General features: G+C 63.0%; 18 protein-coding genes. 15 read left to right on the top strand and 3 right to left on the bottom strand.

The features are described from left to right. Positions 1-9: 9 nt before the first annotated feature. From tkt to NH14_RS19745, 10 genes are all read left to right on the top strand, one after another. Entirely contained in the window at positions 10-2,046 is a 2,037-nt protein-coding gene (gene tkt / locus NH14_RS19700) for a transketolase (protein WP_052147928.1), read from the top strand. Continuing rightward, complete coding sequence (locus NH14_RS19705) at positions 2,043-2,741, top strand: phosphoglycolate phosphatase (protein WP_035524665.1); 699 nt, start codon at positions 2,043-2,045, stop codon at positions 2,739-2,741. Before tkt ends, NH14_RS19705 begins: the two co-directional genes overlap by 4 nt. 34 nt (positions 2,742-2,775) lie before the next feature. Next, complete coding sequence (gap, locus tag NH14_RS19710) at positions 2,776-3,792, top strand: type I glyceraldehyde-3-phosphate dehydrogenase (RefSeq protein WP_035524668.1); 1,017 nt, start codon at positions 2,776-2,778, stop codon at positions 3,790-3,792. Beyond that, a complete protein-coding gene (locus NH14_RS19715; protein WP_035524671.1) occupies positions 3,789-4,988 on the top strand; it encodes a phosphoglycerate kinase in 1,200 nt (399 codons plus the stop codon). Before gap ends, NH14_RS19715 begins: the two co-directional genes overlap by 4 nt. Before the next feature lie 42 nt (positions 4,989-5,030). After that, positions 5,031-6,077, top strand: coding sequence for a class II fructose-bisphosphate aldolase (gene fba / locus NH14_RS19720; protein ID WP_035524674.1), 1,047 nt, complete (start codon positions 5,031-5,033; stop codon positions 6,075-6,077). Positions 6,078-6,081: 4 nt separating this feature from the next. Beyond that, a complete protein-coding gene (gene rpe / locus NH14_RS19725) occupies positions 6,082-6,786 on the top strand; it encodes a ribulose-phosphate 3-epimerase (RefSeq protein WP_237179699.1) in 705 nt (234 codons plus the stop codon). Positions 6,787-6,931: 145 nt separating this feature from the next. Beyond that, positions 6,932-7,711: an HAD-IA family hydrolase gene (locus NH14_RS19730; protein ID WP_052147929.1), complete on the top strand. Its 780-nt coding sequence runs from the start codon at positions 6,932-6,934 to the stop codon at positions 7,709-7,711. Positions 7,712-8,437: 726 nt separating this feature from the next. Continuing rightward, positions 8,438-9,016: a PAAR domain-containing protein gene (locus tag NH14_RS19735; RefSeq protein ID WP_052147931.1), complete on the top strand. Its 579-nt coding sequence runs from the start codon at positions 8,438-8,440 to the stop codon at positions 9,014-9,016. Continuing rightward, entirely contained in the window at positions 9,009-9,725 is a 717-nt protein-coding gene (locus tag NH14_RS19740) for a M35 family metalloendopeptidase (RefSeq protein ID WP_084225274.1), read from the top strand. The genes NH14_RS19735 and NH14_RS19740 overlap by 8 nt, the downstream gene beginning before the upstream one ends. Positions 9,726-9,736: 11 nt before the next feature. After that, entirely contained in the window at positions 9,737-10,186 is a 450-nt protein-coding gene (locus tag NH14_RS19745; RefSeq protein ID WP_152617106.1) for an OmpA family protein, read from the top strand. Positions 10,187-10,483: 297 nt separating this feature from the next. Here the strand turns inward: NH14_RS19745 and NH14_RS33895 are convergent, their stop codons facing one another. Then, complete coding sequence (locus tag NH14_RS33895) at positions 10,484-11,017, bottom strand: dihydrodipicolinate synthase family protein (RefSeq protein ID WP_331253463.1); 534 nt, start codon at positions 11,015-11,017, stop codon at positions 10,484-10,486. On the opposite strand from NH14_RS33895, the gene NH14_RS19755 reads away from it, so the two are divergent. Further along, positions 11,007-11,357 (top strand): FCD domain-containing protein, encoded by a 351-nt coding sequence (locus NH14_RS19755; RefSeq protein WP_237179700.1) that lies wholly within the window; start codon positions 11,007-11,009, stop codon positions 11,355-11,357. The genes NH14_RS33895 and NH14_RS19755 overlap by 11 nt on opposite strands. A 100-nt stretch (positions 11,358-11,457) precedes the next feature. Here NH14_RS19755 and NH14_RS19760 read toward each other — a convergent pair whose 3' ends face one another. Then, positions 11,458-12,849 (bottom strand): uracil-xanthine permease family protein, encoded by a 1,392-nt coding sequence (locus NH14_RS19760; RefSeq protein ID WP_035524678.1) that lies wholly within the window; start codon positions 12,847-12,849, stop codon positions 11,458-11,460. A 246-nt stretch (positions 12,850-13,095) separates the two neighbouring features. On the opposite strand from NH14_RS19760, the gene NH14_RS19765 reads away from it, so the two are divergent. Both NH14_RS19765 and NH14_RS19770 read left to right on the top strand, forming a co-directional pair. Then, positions 13,096-13,305: a hypervirulence associated TUDOR domain-containing protein gene (locus NH14_RS19765; RefSeq protein ID WP_035524681.1), complete on the top strand. Its 210-nt coding sequence runs from the start codon at positions 13,096-13,098 to the stop codon at positions 13,303-13,305. A 14-nt stretch (positions 13,306-13,319) separates the two neighbouring features. After that, positions 13,320-13,874, top strand: coding sequence for a DUF488 domain-containing protein (locus NH14_RS19770; protein ID WP_035524684.1), 555 nt, complete (start codon positions 13,320-13,322; stop codon positions 13,872-13,874). Positions 13,875-13,947: 73 nt separating this feature from the next. Here the strand turns inward: NH14_RS19770 and NH14_RS19775 are convergent, their stop codons facing one another. Then, complete coding sequence (locus tag NH14_RS19775) at positions 13,948-14,355, bottom strand: OsmC family protein (protein ID WP_035524687.1); 408 nt, start codon at positions 14,353-14,355, stop codon at positions 13,948-13,950. 374 nt (positions 14,356-14,729) lie between these two features. On the opposite strand from NH14_RS19775, the gene NH14_RS19780 reads away from it, so the two are divergent. Both NH14_RS19780 and NH14_RS19785 read left to right on the top strand, forming a co-directional pair. Next, positions 14,730-14,906: a hypothetical protein gene (locus NH14_RS19780; RefSeq protein ID WP_161790834.1), complete on the top strand. Its 177-nt coding sequence runs from the start codon at positions 14,730-14,732 to the stop codon at positions 14,904-14,906. A 52-nt stretch (positions 14,907-14,958) separates the two neighbouring features. Further along, positions 14,959-16,743 (top strand): ShlB/FhaC/HecB family hemolysin secretion/activation protein, encoded by a 1,785-nt coding sequence (locus NH14_RS19785; protein ID WP_035524691.1) that lies wholly within the window; start codon positions 14,959-14,961, stop codon positions 16,741-16,743. The last annotated feature ends 13 nt before the right edge of the window (positions 16,744-16,756 follow it).

The following is a 16,756-nucleotide window of genomic DNA, read 5'->3' on the forward strand; positions in this document are numbered from 1 at the left end:
GGTGTCCTCATGAATCACCCCAGTCTTGCGGGCCGCGAGAGCGCGGCGCCGCCAAGCCGCCGCCAGCTCGCGAATGCGCTGCGTTTTCTTGCCATCGACGCCGTGGAGGCCGCCAGGTCTGGGCATCCGGGCATGCCGATGGGCATGGCCGACATTGCCGAGGTGCTGTGGCGCGAACATCTGCGGCACAGCCCGCGCGATCCGTCCTGGCCGAATCGCGATCGCTTCGCGCTCTCGAACGGGCATGGTTCGATGCTGCTGTACGCGGCGCTGCACCTCTCGGGCTACGATCTGCCGCTCGACGAGCTCAAGCGCTTCCGGCAACTGCATTCGAAGACGCCTGGGCATCCTGAATATGGTTTGACGCCCGGCGTCGAGACGACGACGGGGCCGCTCGGCCAGGGGCTCGCGAACAGCGTGGGGATGGCCTTCGCGGAGCAACTGCTGGCCGCGCGCTTCAATCGGCCTGGATATCCCGTCGTCGATCACCATACCTACGTGTTTCTGGGGGACGGCTGCCTGATGGAGGGCGTGAGCCATGAAGCGTGCTCGCTGGCGGGCACGCTCGGGCTCGGCAAGCTGATCGCCTTCTACGACGACAACGGCATTTCGATCGACGGCCACGTGAGTGGCTGGTTTACCGACGACACGGCAGCGCGCTTTCGCGCGTATGGCTGGCAGGTGGTCGGGCCGCTCGACGGCCACGACGCGGCGGCCGTGGAGGCGGCGATACGCGATGCGCACGCCGATACAGCGCGCCCGACGCTGATCGTCTGCCGCACGACGATCGGCTGGGGTTCCCCGAACAAGGCCGACACGCACGACGTGCATGGCGCGCCGCTGGGCGCCGATGAAATCGCGGCGACGCGCCGCGCGCTCGGCTGGGATCATGCGCCGTTCGAGATCCCCGATGAGATCCGCGCAAGCTGGAGCGAGGTCGAGCGCGGCGCGGCTCGTGTGCGCGAGTGGCGAGCGTTGTTCGAAGCGTATCGCATCGAGTATCCGGACGAGGCGGCGGAGTTCGAGCGTCGTACGAACGGCGAGCTGCCTGAGGACTGGCCGCGTATTTCCGGGCAGCTGATTCGCGCGGCATGCGACGCCACCGCGTCGTGCGCCACCCGCAAGTCGTCGCAGCTTGCGCTCGAAGTGCTGGTGCCCGCCTTGCCCGAGCTGTTTGGCGGCTCGGCGGACCTGACCGGCTCCAATCTCACCGCGGTGAAGGCGTCCCGGGCGTTCGTGCCTAGCGGCACGCCCGACCCGCGTGCGAACTACCTCTCGTACGGTGTGCGCGAGTTCGGGATGATGGCGATGATGAACGGCATGGCGCTGCATGGCGGCTTCATTCCGTACGGAGGCACCTTCCTCGTGTTCTCCGACTACGCGCGCAACGCCATTCGCATGAGCGCGCTGATGAAGCTGCGCGTGATCCATGTGCTCACGCACGATTCGATCGGGCTTGGCGAGGACGGGCCGACCCATCAGCCGATCGAGCACGTTGCCAGCCTGCGCCTGATTCCGGGGCTCGATGTGTGGCGCCCGTGCGATTCGGTGGAAACCGCGGTTGCATGGCAGATGGCCATCGAGCGCGCGCACGGGCCGACTTCGCTCGTGCTGTCGCGCCAGAACCTGCCACAGACGCCATCCGGCGAGGCCCGGATCGAACAGATCCGCAAGGGCGGCTATGTGCTGAACGATTGCTCAGACGGAAGGCCGGACGTTGTTCTGATTGCTACGGGATCCGAAGTATCTATGGCGGTAGACGCGCAGAGCCGGCTCGCGCAACTGGGCGTGGGCGCACGCGTGGTGTCGATGCCGTCGACCTCCGTGTTCGACCGGCAGGACGCCGCATGGCGCGCGGCGGTGCTGCCCGCGGGCGTGCGCCGCGTGGCGGTGGAAGCCGCGCACGGCGACTTCTGGCACAAGTATGTGGGCCCGGACGGCAAGGTGATCGGCCTCGCGTCGTTCGGCGAATCGGCGCCGGCAACCGATCTGTACGCGCACTTCGGCCTGAGCGTGGAACGTATCGTGGAGGCGTGCCTGGCATGAAGACACAACTCATCACCTTCGATCTCGACGGCACGCTGTTCGATACGGCGCCCGAAATTTCGCTTGCGGTCAACCGCGCGCTCGAAGCCCACGGTCTGCCGCCGGTCTCGCTCGACACCGTGATCAGCTATATCGGCAACGGCACGCGAGAGCTGATGCGCCAGGTGCTCGTGCGCCACGGTTTCGAAGCACAGGTCACGCTCGACGAGATGATGCCCATATTCGACGCGCATTACGACGCCACGGCGGGCACGACGGCGAAGCCCTATCCGGGCGTGCCGGCCGCGCTTGCGCGGCTGCGCGCCGCCGGCATGCGCATGGCCGTGGTCACGAACAAGGATCACCGCTTCGCCCAGCGGCTGATCGAGCGCGCGGGCTTCGCGCCGTATTTCGACGTCGTGCTTGGCGGCGACAGCCTTCCTGACAAGAAGCCGCATCCTGCGCCGATTCTCTATTGCATGGAACGCCTGGAGGTTCCCACGGCCGCGGCCGCGCACTTGGGCGATTCGCGCACCGACGTGCAGTCGGCGCGCCGCGCGGGCGTAGCTGCATGGGCCGTGCCCTACGGCTACAACCACGGCGTGCCCATTGCGCAGGCGCATCCGGACCGCGTGTTCGCGTCCATTGAGGAGATGGCGGACTACGTGCTGCCATCGAGCTTGGGCCATATGGAATCCGAACTGAATACGAACTGAATCAGCTGCCCATTCACGACATCAAGGAGACAACATGCCTGTCAACGTAGCGATCAACGGTTATGGCCGCATCGGGCGCAATGTCTTGCGCGCGCTTTATGAATCGAAGCGGACCGGCGAAATCCGCATCGTGGCGATCAACGATATCGGCGATGCGCACATCAACGCGCATCTCACGCGCTACGACACCGTGCACGGCCAGTTCGCGGGCACCGTCGAAGTGGACGGCGACGCACTCGTAGTCGACGGCGACCGCATCCAGGTGCTGTCCGTGCGCGATCCGGCGCAACTGCCGTGGCGCGCGCTCGATGTCGACGTGGTGTTCGAGTGCACGGGGCATTTCACGACCAAGGAGAAGGCCTCCGCGCATCTGGCCGCCGGCGCTCGCAAAGTCATGATCTCCGCGCCGGGCGGCAAGGATGTTGACGCGACCATCGTCTATGGCGTCAACGATGCGGTCCTGCGCCAGTCGTTCACGGTCGTCTCGAACGCGTCATGCACAACCAATTGCCTGGCGCCGCTCGTCAAGCCGCTGCATGCGGCGCTTGGTATCGAGCACGGCCTCATGACGACGATTCATTCGTATACGAACGATCAGGTGCTCACCGACGTCTATCACGAAGACCTGCGCCGGGCGCGCTCGGCCACGCACTCGATGATCCCCACCAAAACGGGCGCGGCCGCCGCCGTTGGCCTCGTGATTCCCGAACTGAATGGGCGCCTCGATGGCTTCGCGATACGCGTGCCCACGATCAATGTGTCGGTGGTCGACCTGACCTTCACGGCTGCACGTGCAACGAGCGTGGAGGAAGTCAACGAGATCGTCCGCGATGCCGCGCATGGCGAGTTGAAGGGCATTCTCGGCTACAACGACTTGCCGTTGGTATCCGTCGATTTCAACCACGACCCGCGCTCGTCGATTTTCGACGCCACGCAAACGCGCGTGATCGGCGGCACGCTGGTCAAGGTGCTGAGCTGGTACGACAACGAATGGGGCTTCAGCAACCGCATGCTCGACACGACGCTCGCGTGGATGGAGGCGCCGCAATGAACGCATCGGTGTTGAGGCTCGAAGATCTGGCCGAGCGCGGCGCGTTGCGCGGCAAGCGCGTCTTCATCCGCGCCGACCTGAACGTGCCGGTCGACGAACGGGGCGGCATTGCCGAAGACACGCGCATTCGCGCGTCCTTGCCGGCCATCGCCATGTGCGCGCAAGCCGGGGCGGCGGTGATGGTGACATCGCATCTCGGGCGTCCGGATGAAGGCGTACTGAGGCAGCAGGACTCGCTCGCGCCGGTCGCCGCGCGTCTTTCCGAACTGCTCGTCCGCGAGGTGCGGTTGGTGCGAGACTGGGCCGAGGGCGGCTTCAACGTCGAGCCGGGCGAAGTCGTGCTGCTCGAAAACTACCGCGTGAACCGGGGCGAGAAGTCCAACGACGATGCGCTTGCGCTGAAAATGGCGCGCCTGTGCGACATCTACGTGAACGATGCGTTCGGCACGGCGCATCGCGCGGAGGCCACCACCGCAGGCATTGCCCGATACGCGGGCGTCGCCTGCGCGGGGCCGCTGCTGATCGCCGAACTCGATGCGCTCGGCAAGGCGCTCGGTGCGCCGGCACGCCCGCTGGTTGCGATCGTCGCAGGCTCGAAGGTGTCGACCAAGCTCACGATACTCAAGTCGCTCGCGGCGAAGGTCGATCAGCTGATTGTGGGCGGCGGCATTGCGAACACCTTCATGCTGGCAGCGGGGCTGCCGATAGGCAAGTCGCTCGCCGAGCCAGATCTGGCGGGTGAGGCACGCGAGATCATGGACTTGATGGCGGCGCGCGGTGCGTCGGTGCCGATTCCGGTCGACGTCGTGTGCGCGAAGTCATTCTGTGCTACGGCGCCCGCTGTCGTGAAGGATGTTAAGGATATCGAAGCGGACGAACTGATTCTCGACATCGGCCCCAAGACCGCAGCGATGCTGGCGGAGCGGCTTGCGCGGGCGGGCACGATCGTCTGGAACGGACCGGTTGGCGTATTCGAGTTCGATGCGTTCAGCCACGGCACCGAAACGATCGCGCGCGCCATTGCCGCATCGCCCGCGTTTTCGCTTGCGGGCGGCGGCGACACGCTGGCGGCGATTGCGAAATACGGCATTGCCGCCGACGTGGGTTACATCTCCACGGGCGGCGGCGCGTTTCTCGAAGTGCTGGAGGGCAAAGTCCTGCCGGCCGTCGATATCTTGCAGCGCCGCGCAGGCTGATTCGCGGTTCGGGCCGCATCCGTTTTTATAGAGGAGATTCTCATGGCACTCATCTCACTGCGCCAGTTGCTCGATCACGCCGCCGAGCATGGTTACGGCGCGCCGGCATTCAATGTCAACAATCTCGAGCAGATTCAGGCCATCATGGAAGCCGCCGAGGAAACGCAAAGCCCGGTGATCCTGCAGGCGTCCGCCGGCGCGCGCAAGTATGCGGGCGAGCCTTACCTGCGCCACATGGTGCTCGCGGCCATCGAAGCGCATCCCGACATTCCCCTCGTGCTGCATCAGGACCACGGCGGCAGCCCCGCCGTGTGTCAGATGGCGATCCGCTCCGGCTTTTCCAGCGTGATGATGGACGGTTCGCTCGAGGAGGACATGAAAACGCCGGCGAGCTACGAATACAACGTGCGCGTCACGCGCACCGTCTGCGAGATGGCGCATGCGGTAGGCGTGTCGGTGGAAGGCGAACTGGGTTGTCTCGGCTCTCTCGAGACCGGCGAAGCCGGCGAGGAAGACGGCGTCGGCGCACAGGGCAAGCTCTCGCACGACATGCTGCTGACCGACCCCGGCGAGGCGCGCGACTTCGTCGAACGCACTGGCGTGGACGCGCTCGCGATAGCGATCGGCACGTCGCACGGCGCCTACAAGTTCACGCGCAAGCCGAGCGGCGACATTCTCGCCATCGACCGCATCGCCCAGATCCACGAACGCATTCCCAATACGCACCTGGTGATGCACGGCTCGTCTTCGGTGCCGCAGGAATGGCTCGAAATCATCCGGCGCTACGGCGGCGACATCAAGGAGACGTACGGCGTACCGGTGGAGGAAATTCAGCGCGGCATTCGCAGCGGCGTGCGCAAGGTGAATATCGACACCGATATTCGGCTCGCGATGACGGGCGCCATGCGCAAGCTGTTCGCAGAGCAGCCCGCCGAATTCGATCCGCGCAAGGCATTCGCGGCGGCGAGAAAGGCTGCGCGCGGCATCTGCGCAGCCCGCTTCGAGGCATTCGGCTGTGCTGGTGCGGCCCCGCGCATCAAGCCAGTGCCGCTCGAACGGATGGCCGAACGCTACGTCGCGAAGGGGTGACGCAATGGACGTGCTCAATCCCATGCTCATCGCACCGAGCTTGTTGTCCGCCGATTTCGCGCGCCTGGGCGATGAGGTCCGCGCGATCGAGGCGGCCGGTGCCGACTGGCTCCATTTCGACGTGATGGACAACCATTACGTGCCGAACCTGACGGTGGGCCCCATGGTGTGCGCGGCGCTGCGCCCGCATACGTCGTTGCCGATCGACGTGCATCTGATGGTGCGGCCCGTCGATGCGCTCGTCGGGGAGTTCGCGCAGGCCGGCGCGAACTCGATCAGCTTTCATCCCGAGGCGAGCGATCACGTCCATCGCACGCTCCATCAGATCAAGGAGCGCGGATGCCGCGCCGGTCTCGCGCTCAATCCGGCCACGCCGCTCGCGTGGCTTGACGAGGTGCTGGGCGACCTCGACTTCGTGCTGCTGATGTCGGTGAATCCCGGCTTTGGCGGGCAGAAGTTCATCGAGTCGGTGCTCGGCAAGATTCGCGCGGTGGCCACGCTCATCGATCACATGGGGGTGCGCACCGGTCATCGGCCGCGCCTCGAAGTCGATGGCGGCATCAAGCTCGATAACGTGGCGCAGGTGGCGGCGGCGGGCGCCGATACGCTCGTTGCGGGCTCAGCGGTGTTCGGCGCGCCGGACTACCGCAGCGTGATCGAAGGGCTGCGCAGCCGCGCGGAACACGCGCGGCTTCAGGCGCGGATTTAAACGCGGATTTAAGCTCGGATTTAAGCGCGGCTTCAAGTCCGTATTCAAGCCCGTGTTCAAGCGCGCGAACCGGATGTGTCCGGTTCGCGAACGGCGCTCAAGACGTTATTGCGCCATGGCGCAACACAGCAAGGAGAGGCGACCCATGCAGGCGCTCATATTCGACGTGGACGGCACCATGGCCGACACGGAGGCGGTGCATCGCGAAGCGTTCAACGCCGCGTTTGCCGAAGTCCGGCTCGACTGGCATTGGGACGAAGCTTTGTACACGCGTCTGCTCAACGTGGCGGGGGGCAAGGAGCGCATCGAGCGCTACTGGCGCTGTGTCGAGCCGGAAGAGACCGACGGCAAGCGCATGAAGGAGACGATAGCCGCGATCCATGCCATCAAGACGCGCTATTACACCGAACGCGTGCATGGCGGCGCGGTGGCGCTGCGGCCAGGCATCGCGCGCCTGATCGACGAGGCGAATGCGGCGGGCTTGCCGCTGGCGATTGCCACCACGACCACGACGGCCAATCTCGACGCGCTGCTCAGCGGGCCGCTGGGTGCAGCCTGGCGCAAGCGCTTCGCGGCGGTGTGCGATGCATCGAGCGCACCCGTGAAAAAGCCGGCGCCCGACGTGTATTACGCGGTCTTGCAGCAGATAGGCGTGCCGGCGGCCGAATGCCTCGCGCTGGAAGATTCGGAAAACGGCCTGCGTGCGGCACGCGCCGCGGGTATTCCGGCTGTGATCACCACGAATGCATATACGGAAACGCAGTGCTTCGACGGTGCGCTGCGCGTGCTGCCGCATCTGGGCGACCCGCGGCAGCCGCTGCCGGAGAGCGTGGCAGGCACGGAGCGTGGATGGATGGATTTGGCCGCGCTGAGGCGTCTGCACGGTGGGCAGTCAGTTCATGAAGGCCGGAAAGAGAATATCTGAGTTCGGAGGTCGAGCGCGGATGCGAATTGTCATCCGTATCGGTACCGGCGCGGCCACGCGTCGGCATCGACATAGGCGGCACGTTAACGGATTTCATACTCGAAGCCGGTGGCGTGCGCAATGCACATAAGCGCTAGACCAGATCAGCCTCGATGGTCGCGATGAGCCGATGCACGCTGCAGCGCCGCGCCAGGCTCCGATTATTCGGCACGGATTAGACCGTACAAATAATTCGCCAGATTAGGCTGGATTTATCGATCGTCAAATCAATGTGCTGGCGCGATGCGTAATGAATTACCCGCCCGTGCTTGCTCCTTTCTTTCGGACGAGTCCTATATCCCGCTCCCCCAGCATCGCACGAGTATCGCCTAAATGGGCAAACCGAAAGCCCGTTTAGCTCACCGGCCGCACTACCGGGCCGGCCGTTCTCGTCTACTTCCCGGAGGTATGAAAATGTCGGCTCAGCAGGAGCGGAAAGGGAACATGTATGCGTTGGCAACGATTGGAGCAAGCACCGAGCGCGGCGGTTGCGTTTGCGGTGGTTCGGACTTTCGCATTGGCCGCCTTCCGGTTGCGTGCGTTGGCGACGTTTTGACGTATGAAGACGGAAGACAGGCGGTAATAGCCGATGGTACGGGAATCGCGATGGGATACGGTGGCAATCCCGTTGCTCTAGTCGGAATGACCGAGGTTCACGATATGGCATTCGTCCATGAGGGCGTGTAAATGAGCGGAATCTATTACGCAATTGTCGAAGGCGATCCACTCGATAACGGGAGCGATAGCCGCGTTATTGGCGGTTCGGAGTATTCGTTCATAGAGGATCAGTACGGGCGTTCACGCAAGCAAACTCACTTGGGCCACGAAGCATGGTGCGGCGTTTGCAAGAGTTTTGGACCAATCCTCGCTGGCGCGGGTATTAAAGAAAGTCGCCGAGGCTGGGAGGAGCGGCTAAAAGCGTTCGAAGCCGTAAGCGGCGACATCGTGCTCTGCAAATGCGAACGGCACCCACGCGTTGTTGCACTGTACGCCCGTTGCTGCACTTATGAAGATTACGAGTGCGGCGAGTTAGCTGTCGCGGCGCCAATCCGCTCGGCATCCGTGCCGCACGCCATCTATGACGAGCAATTTTCGCTCAGGGACAGCAGCGGGCGAGCGCTCGCGGGCGTACGCTATCGAATCGTCACCGATCGCGGACGCGTTATCAGTGGCACGACAAACGGATGCGGTGAGACGGAGCGTATCGCAACGGACGGAACTGAAAGACTCACACTCTACACGTCAGGAGTCTTCACCTATGAATGAATTCTCCAACGACAATAAGTATGGATTCAAACTAACCGAAGACGAAGAATGGTTCGTCGTCCACGATTCTGCTGTCACCAACACGAATCCGGGATCGATGGTCTATGTGACGATTGACACAACTCCGATTTGTCCAAATATGACAGACCGGGAGTTTCGAGTGATGGCGAAGCGTCTTTTAGGCTGGGCGGTCACACTTGTTGAACGAAGAATTGCGGACTTGAATCGCTACGACAGCGCCACAAAAGCGCGAATGACGTATTGGTTTAACCGCAGCGACGACGGCACACGCCAATACCTGATGGCTGGATTTTCGCGTCATCTGGCCGCGCTAAAGTCCCTGACTCCGGCTAGTCTTGTTAGAAGCGACCCGAAGCTGGATAGGATGCTTGGCTGCGTCCCGAATCTAATCAACGTTGACCAAGAGGCCGCGCATGTATGCGGGCCAAATACCGAGCGACGGCTCGTAGGTATCGCCTTGAAATTTTGCAACGTCTTGCGCGATCAGAATATGTATGGCGACTCGCGACTATCGACACTAATTCACGAAGTGACACACTTCGCGGATACGTTCGCCAGCGGCGATCCAAGATACGGTATAGATCCGAAGGCCGCAGAATGGGCGCGAAATAATCCCGAACAAGCCCTGCGAAATGCCGATACGTTAACGGGATATGTTATATATGGCGAGCCACTTTTTGCGGTTTGAATTCACCTATCATGGATAAATTAAAATATTTAAAATACTCAATTCTGGCGCTGGCATTTCTCTATGGGATGGGAGCCAAAGCCGAGTGCAAGGGTTCCCAAAATATGCCGTCAGAGCAGGTTCATGTTGCATTCGAGGTTAGTAGTTCGCAGATTTCAGCGTCTGAGCGTACGCGCCTTCGTGAGTGGGTGGACATGGTCAATTCAAAATATGCGATTCAGAATTGGACAACGATCGTTGGCAGTGCGGCAGAGAGCGAGCCCACAGCGAAGGCGCTAGCTATGAGGCGCGCCGTGATCGTCGCGCGTGAGGCGTTAGAAGATGGATTAGTGAATGCACCGTTGCAGGTCAAAGCGCAAGTCTATCCTGTTGCTAAATCCGGGAAAACAAGCAGCGATAGCCGAGAGGTAACGGTCGAAATTAGTCCCGGTTGTCCAAGTAACTGTTGCGATGGTCACTGATGCTTGCCCCGCTTCGGCGGGGCTGCTTTATTCGAGCGACAAGCGCAGCCACTTCGCGCAAAGCCAACCCGAAATGGCGCTCAAAAATGCAGACAATATCGATTGGTATATTCTTTGCAATGACTAGCGTGGCTGCCGCGTTACTTCCGAACGTCTCAAGTGCATGTAGTTTCTCGCTGCAATACGGCGGCAAAATGGAGTGGAATGCTAGCGATCTTTCGAACGTCGATCGCTTGAAACTTGCGGAGTTGGCCCCGCGAAATTTCACGTCGCGATTGATGTCCTTAATTGACGCCCTCAAGCCAGCACGCCGTCCACGCTGCGCGGCAAACCGGCTGGATTCCCGGCGCGCAGCGCCTCGGGCAATAGCGCATCGGGCAGGTCCTGGTAGCACACGGGCCGTAAAAAGCGCGTGATCGCGAGGCTGCCGACCGAAGTCGATCGGCCATCCGAAGTCGCCGGGAAAGGTCCGCCGTGGACCATCGCATGGCCGACCTCCACGCCGGTGCCGAAGCCGTTCACGAGCACCCGGCCCGCGACGTATTCGAGCACGGTGCGCATGACCGTGTCGCCTTCGGCGTCGGTGAGCGAGAACTGCTCGGAGAAGTTCGCGAGAATGCACAGGCCGTTCGAGCCCGCATCGATCATGAAGTCGGTGTAGCGGCGCTGGCCGTCGAGATCGAGTTCGCCGGTTTCGGTGAAGATGGTCGGCATGACCGGAAACACGCCGCGATAGGGTGAGGTGCAAGCTTGCGTTGCCATGAACGGGGTGAGTCCTCGTAGATCTTTTGTCGATGTCGAATGCTGTGGCGGTGAACAGTTGCACGACATTCAGGAAGCGCACCGGCGCGCCATCGAGCGTAATAACGCCGTGGCGTCGATCGCGTGCGACAACGCTTTTCATGCGACGGTGTGCGCGGCGGCGCCGTTGCCGCGCTTGCAGCAGCTCGTGGAGTTCGCGCGCGCGCCGATCGACCGTGTGCGTCATGTGACGGTGCGCGACCCGGCGGTCGCCGACCTGACGCTGAAGCAGCATCAAAAGATACTTGAGGCGCTGGAGCAGCTCGATCCCGACGCGGCCGAGCGCGCGCTGCGTGACCATCTCGACGATGCCTACGCGCGCCAGCAGGCGGCTTACGACGCGAACGTCGAGCTATTTCCAGGCAGGTGAACGGGCCGTTCCGGTGCGTATAAACCGGAACAAGACCGTCTATCAATTACATAAAAACAAGGGCGCCAGGCTTCATTGCCCTGGCGCCCCAAACACACCATCAAGCCTTTTCAGGCAAGAACCAGTTCATCACGAGCGCGCAGATGCCGCCCGTGGCCACGCCCGATTCCAGCACGTTCTTGAGTGCGTGCGGCAGGTTCGCAAGAATCTCCGGCACCTGCGAGACGCCGAGGCCCAGCGACAGCGAAACCGAGATGATGAGCAGCGCGCGGCGGTCCAGCCGGATGCCCGCGAGGATGTTGATGCCCGAAGCGGCCACGGCGCCGAACATCACCATGGCCGCGCCGCCCAGCACGGGCTCGGGCACGGCTTGCAGCGCGCCCGCGACCGGCGGGAACAGCCCGAGCACCACGAGCATCGCCGCGATCCAGATGCCCACGTGTCGGCTCGCGATGCCGGTGATCTGGATCACGCCGTTGTTCTGCGCGAAGACCGAGCTCGGGAAGGTGTTGAACACGCCGGCGATCAGCGAGTTGGCGCCGTTCACGAGCACGCCGCCCTTGATGCGCCGCATCCACACGGGGCCTTCCACGGGCTCCTTCGAGATCTTGCTGGTGGCCGTGACGTCGCCGATGGCTTCGAGCGAGGTGACGAGGTAGATGATCAGCATCGGCACGAACAGCGACCATGAGAAGCTCAGGCCGAAGTGCAGCGGGGTCGGAATCTGAAACAGCGCGGCTTCGCGTGCGCCCGTGAAGTCGAGGCGGCCCATGAGGCCGGCCACGATATAGCCGACCGCGAGCGCGATGACGAGCGCCGTGCTGCGCACCCAGACGATAGGCACGCGGTTGAGCACGATGATGGTGCCGAGCACGACAAACGAAAGCGTGAGGTTTTCGGCGCTCGCGAAGGTGTGGCTGGCGATGGCGCCATAGCCGCCGCCCATGCTGATGAGGCCGACCTTGATGAGCGTGAGGCCGATCAGCAGCACCACGACGCCCGTGACGAGCGGCGTGATGAGCCGCTTGATGAAGGGCAGGATGCGCGAGACGCCCATTTCGACGAACGATCCCGCGATGACCACGCCGAAGATGGCCGACATCACCGTGGTCACGGACGCGCCTTCATGGACCATCAAGCTGCCGCCCGCGATCAGTGGGCCGACGAAGTTGAAGCTCGTGCCCTGCACGATCAGCAGGCCCGCACCCAGCGGCCCAAAGCGCTTGCACTGGAGAAAGGTGGCGATGCCGGAGATCACGAGCGACATCGAAACGATCAGCGTGGTGTCGCGGCTCGAGACGCCCAGCGCCTGGCAGATCAGCAGGCCCGGCGTGACGATCGGCACGATGATGGCCAGCAGGTGCTGCAGGGCGGCCACGAAGGCGAGCGTGGGGGCGGGGCGATCTTCGGGGCCGTAGACGAGGTCGCGGGCGAGGTCGGCGTCGTCGGCGGCGCCGTGGGACGTGCGTTGAGCGGTGGAAGCGGGTTGCATCTAGGGCCAGCGGGTCGAGAGGGTCAAAAGGGCAACTGAAAGGAATGCGGTGGGAAATGCACGTAACGCAGGTAACGCGGGAAAGTGCGCGATTTTAACGGCAAGACCGCGGATTCGCCGCGAAAATCAACGATCGGCATAAGATTGGAGCCGGCTATTCGTGCAACGCGATGCGTCGAATAAGCCGGCGCATATGATTGGGCTGGCCGCAAGCCGCGTCGCCAGCACTCGCGCAGGAGGAATGCAATGACGAACAGGTTCAAGCCCGGCGATCGGGTCCGATGGAATTCCGAGGCGGGCTGGGTCACGGGCACGGTCGTTGCGGTGCATACGGCGGACTTCGACTATAAGGGCCACACGCATCGTGCGTCGCCGGACGACCCGCAGTACGAGATCAAGAGCGACAAGTCCGATCACATTGCCGCCCATCGCGGCCGCGTTCTTCAACGGCTTTGAACCGGAGGCAGCCCGTGGCGCTTCCCTTCTTTACGATCGGCCACTCGAATCGCACCCTCGACGAATTCATGGGTTTATTGAGCGGCGCGCAGATCGCGTTGCTCGCGGACGTGAGAAAAATGCCGAGGTCGAGAACCCATCCGCAGTTCAACGAGGCGACGCTTCCCGATGCGCTGGCGGAGTTCGGCATCGCGTACGAACACGAGGCTGCACTTGGCGGCCTGCGCGGCAGGACGCGCACGGTTGCGGAGGACGTCAACGGCTTCTGGACGAACCAGAGCTTTCATCATTACGCCGATTACGCGATAACCGCGCCATTTCAAGCTGGCCTCGATCATCTGATCGAGCTGGGGCGATCGCGGCGCTGCGCGGTCATGTGCTCCGAGGCCGTGTGGTGGCGCTGCCATCGGCGCATCATTGCCGACTATCTGATCGCGCACGGCGAGACTGTTTTCCACATCATGGCGCCGGGCCGCGTCGCGCCCGCCACGCTGACCGAAGGCGCGGTGGTCCAGCCGGACGGAACGATCGTCTATCCCCGCGAGCCGGGCGAGCAGATGATTTCGTGACGTGCCAAATACTAAGGATGGCAAATGATCGGGCGGCGCTTAACGCGCCCGGAGCGCAATAGCTATCTGCACCTCAGGCGATGCGCAGCGTCGTGTCGATGCGCGTGCCGCGCTTGATGAAGCGCGTGACAGGCGTTTTCTCGCAGATCTCGGCAAGCCGCGCGCGTTGCGTCTCCTCGAGCGGGCCCGCCACGGCGACGCCGCGGCGGATGTATTGCGTGCCGTCCTGGTCGGCGTGCAGGCTGACTTCCACGTCGATCTCCGCGTTCGGCCATGCCTTGCGCTGCATATACATGCGCAGCGTGGCGGCCGTGCAGGCGGCAAGCCCCGAAAGCACGAGCGCGAATGGCGCCGGGCCGCGATCCTCGCCGCCTTCGTGCGGGCCTTCGTCGCCGGTGAGCGCATGGCGGCCGGCCTCGAGGGCGACAACGTAATTGGGCGCATCGGCGGCAAGACGGGCGGTGGCGGTGGCGAGCGGCATGGTCGATTCCTCGGGGCAGGGTTTTTGTGGCAGTGCGGCGGTTGCGACGATTGTGCCATCGACTCGCTGCATGTGCCGGGCGTCCTGCGTCGCCTGTGCGCGACACGATTTATGCGTTACGAGTGATTTCGCTTCAGATAATTCCGAAAAATCCCCTAATTGACGCCGGATTGACAAAGTTTGTCCATTCCGAGATACGAACTGCAAGAAAATCGCCTGTACGGGAACAATGATCGAGCGGTAAAAAAGGGGCGATATCGAATCGGATGCCGTCCTGACACAACAGGAAGACCAAGCAAGCCATGATTAATATTTCGCAGAAGAAAATCGCATGCGGTGTCTGGAAACTCGTTGAGAGCGGCATTCTCCAGTACATGGCCGATCACGGGCGCAAGCCGGCGGCGCTTATTATGCATCCGCAGCAACTGGCCGAATTGATGCGTGAAATGGGACTGAAAAGCGCGCTGCTCGACGGCATTTCTATTTTGAACAGCCCGTGTTTCGAAATGCCGATACTCGCGGACAGCTACGGCAATTTTGTCGAGCTTTAAACAAAGCGCTGAATAACCAACAAGCGGCCACCAAGCGGCTTCAAATAACACGATGAAAATTCACAAGAGGCTGGCGGCGCTGCCGCTCACAGCCCTGGTTGCGCTCGCGTCGCACGCCCAGCACGCGCAGTACGCACCCGGCCCGGCTGACGAAGCCGCGGCCGCCCGCGCGAACGCCGAACAGAATCGCCAACTCCAGCAACAGCACGACGCGCAGCAGCGCGAGGCGGCCGTGCAGGCGCCTTCAGTGCGTTCGACCTTGCCGAATCGAGTGGCGTACCCGGAACTGCCCGCCGAGACGCCGTGCCTGCCCATTAACGCGTTCGTGCTCGAGGTGCCGGCAGCGCTGCCGCAGACGGCGCGGGCGAAGGGCGCGTCGGCACTGCCGCAGGACCCGTTTGCATTCGCGCGCGAATGGCTGGACCACTACAAGGGCCAGTGCGTGGGCAAGGCGGGAGTGGACGTGCTCACGAAGGGCGTGCAGCAGACCATCCTGGGCCATGGCTATGTCACGACGCGTGTGCTGGTGCCGCCGCAGGATTTGTCGTCGGGCGTGCTGGCGCTATCGCTCGTGCCGGGCGTGGTGCGGCAGGTGCGGTTTGCCGATCCATCCACGCGGGGTACCTGGAAGAGCGCCTTCCCGGTGACCGGCGGCGACTTGCTGAACCTGCGCGAGCTTGAACAAGGCCTCGAGCAGATGAAGCGCGTCGCGAGCCAGGATGTCGACATGAAGATCGAGCCCACCGACCTGCCCGGCGAAAGCGATGTGGTTGTGAGCGTGGCGCGCACGAAACCGTGGACCTTCGTGGCATCGGTCGATAACTCGGGTAACGATGGCACGGGCAAGTGGCAGGGCAACGTCAGTCTCGGCATCGACAATCCGCTCGGGCTGAACGACATTTTCACCGTGGGCGCGAACCAGGACATGTACTTCGGCAACAAGTCGCTGGGCTCGCACGGCTTCAACGGTTCGTATTCGGTGCCTTGGGGCTACTGGAGCGCCACGCTCTCGGGTAATACGAATACCTACTACCAGAACATCGCGGGCGTGAACCAGACGTTCGTTTCGAGCGGCAATTCGCAGACGGCGGCGCTCAGGCTCGCGCGGGTCCTCGCACGCAGCCAGAACGATGTTTTCGGGGCTTATTTCCAGCTCTCGAAGCGGTTTGGCGAAAGCTTTATCGAAGACACGAGTATTGCCGCGCAGGCTCGCAACAACACCTTCATCGAGGCGGGCTTGACCGACCGGCATTACATCGGCGCCTCGCAGTTCGACGGCTCGCTGGCCTGGCGTCATGGCATCGGCGGCCTGGGCGCGACCGCCGATCCGGTGCAGAGCGATGGCACGCCCTTCTTCAACAGTCCGACTTACCGCTTTCAGATGGCGGTGCTCGACGCGAATCTGTCCGTGCCGTTTGCGATCGCGAACCAGCGTTTCGCTTACGTGACCACGTTTCACGGCCAGTACACCAACGACGCGCTGTTCTATATCGACGATCTGACGATCGGCAGCCGCTACACGGTGCGCGGCTTCGACGGCAACACGATGCTTGCCGCGGAGAAGGGCTTCTACTGGCGCAACGAGTTGCAATGGCCGGTGTTCCAGACCGGACAGACGCTTTACGCCGGCATCGATTACGGGCGGGTATTCGGGCCCGCCACCGAGTTCCTCGCGGGCACCCAGCTCGCGGGCGCGGTTATCGGGATCCGGGGCGGCTTTCCCGCGAAATATGCGGGCTTCAGCTACGACTTGTTTATCGGAACGCCGATCTACAAGCCCAGCGGTTTTCCAACCTCGAGCGTGACAGTTGGGGTGCAGGCCACGGCACGGTTTTGATCGGCGCCCTTTT

Origin of the sequence: Paraburkholderia sacchari, assembly GCF_000785435.2 — a bacterium.
Taxonomy (GTDB): domain Bacteria; phylum Pseudomonadota; class Gammaproteobacteria; order Burkholderiales; family Burkholderiaceae; genus Paraburkholderia; species Paraburkholderia sacchari.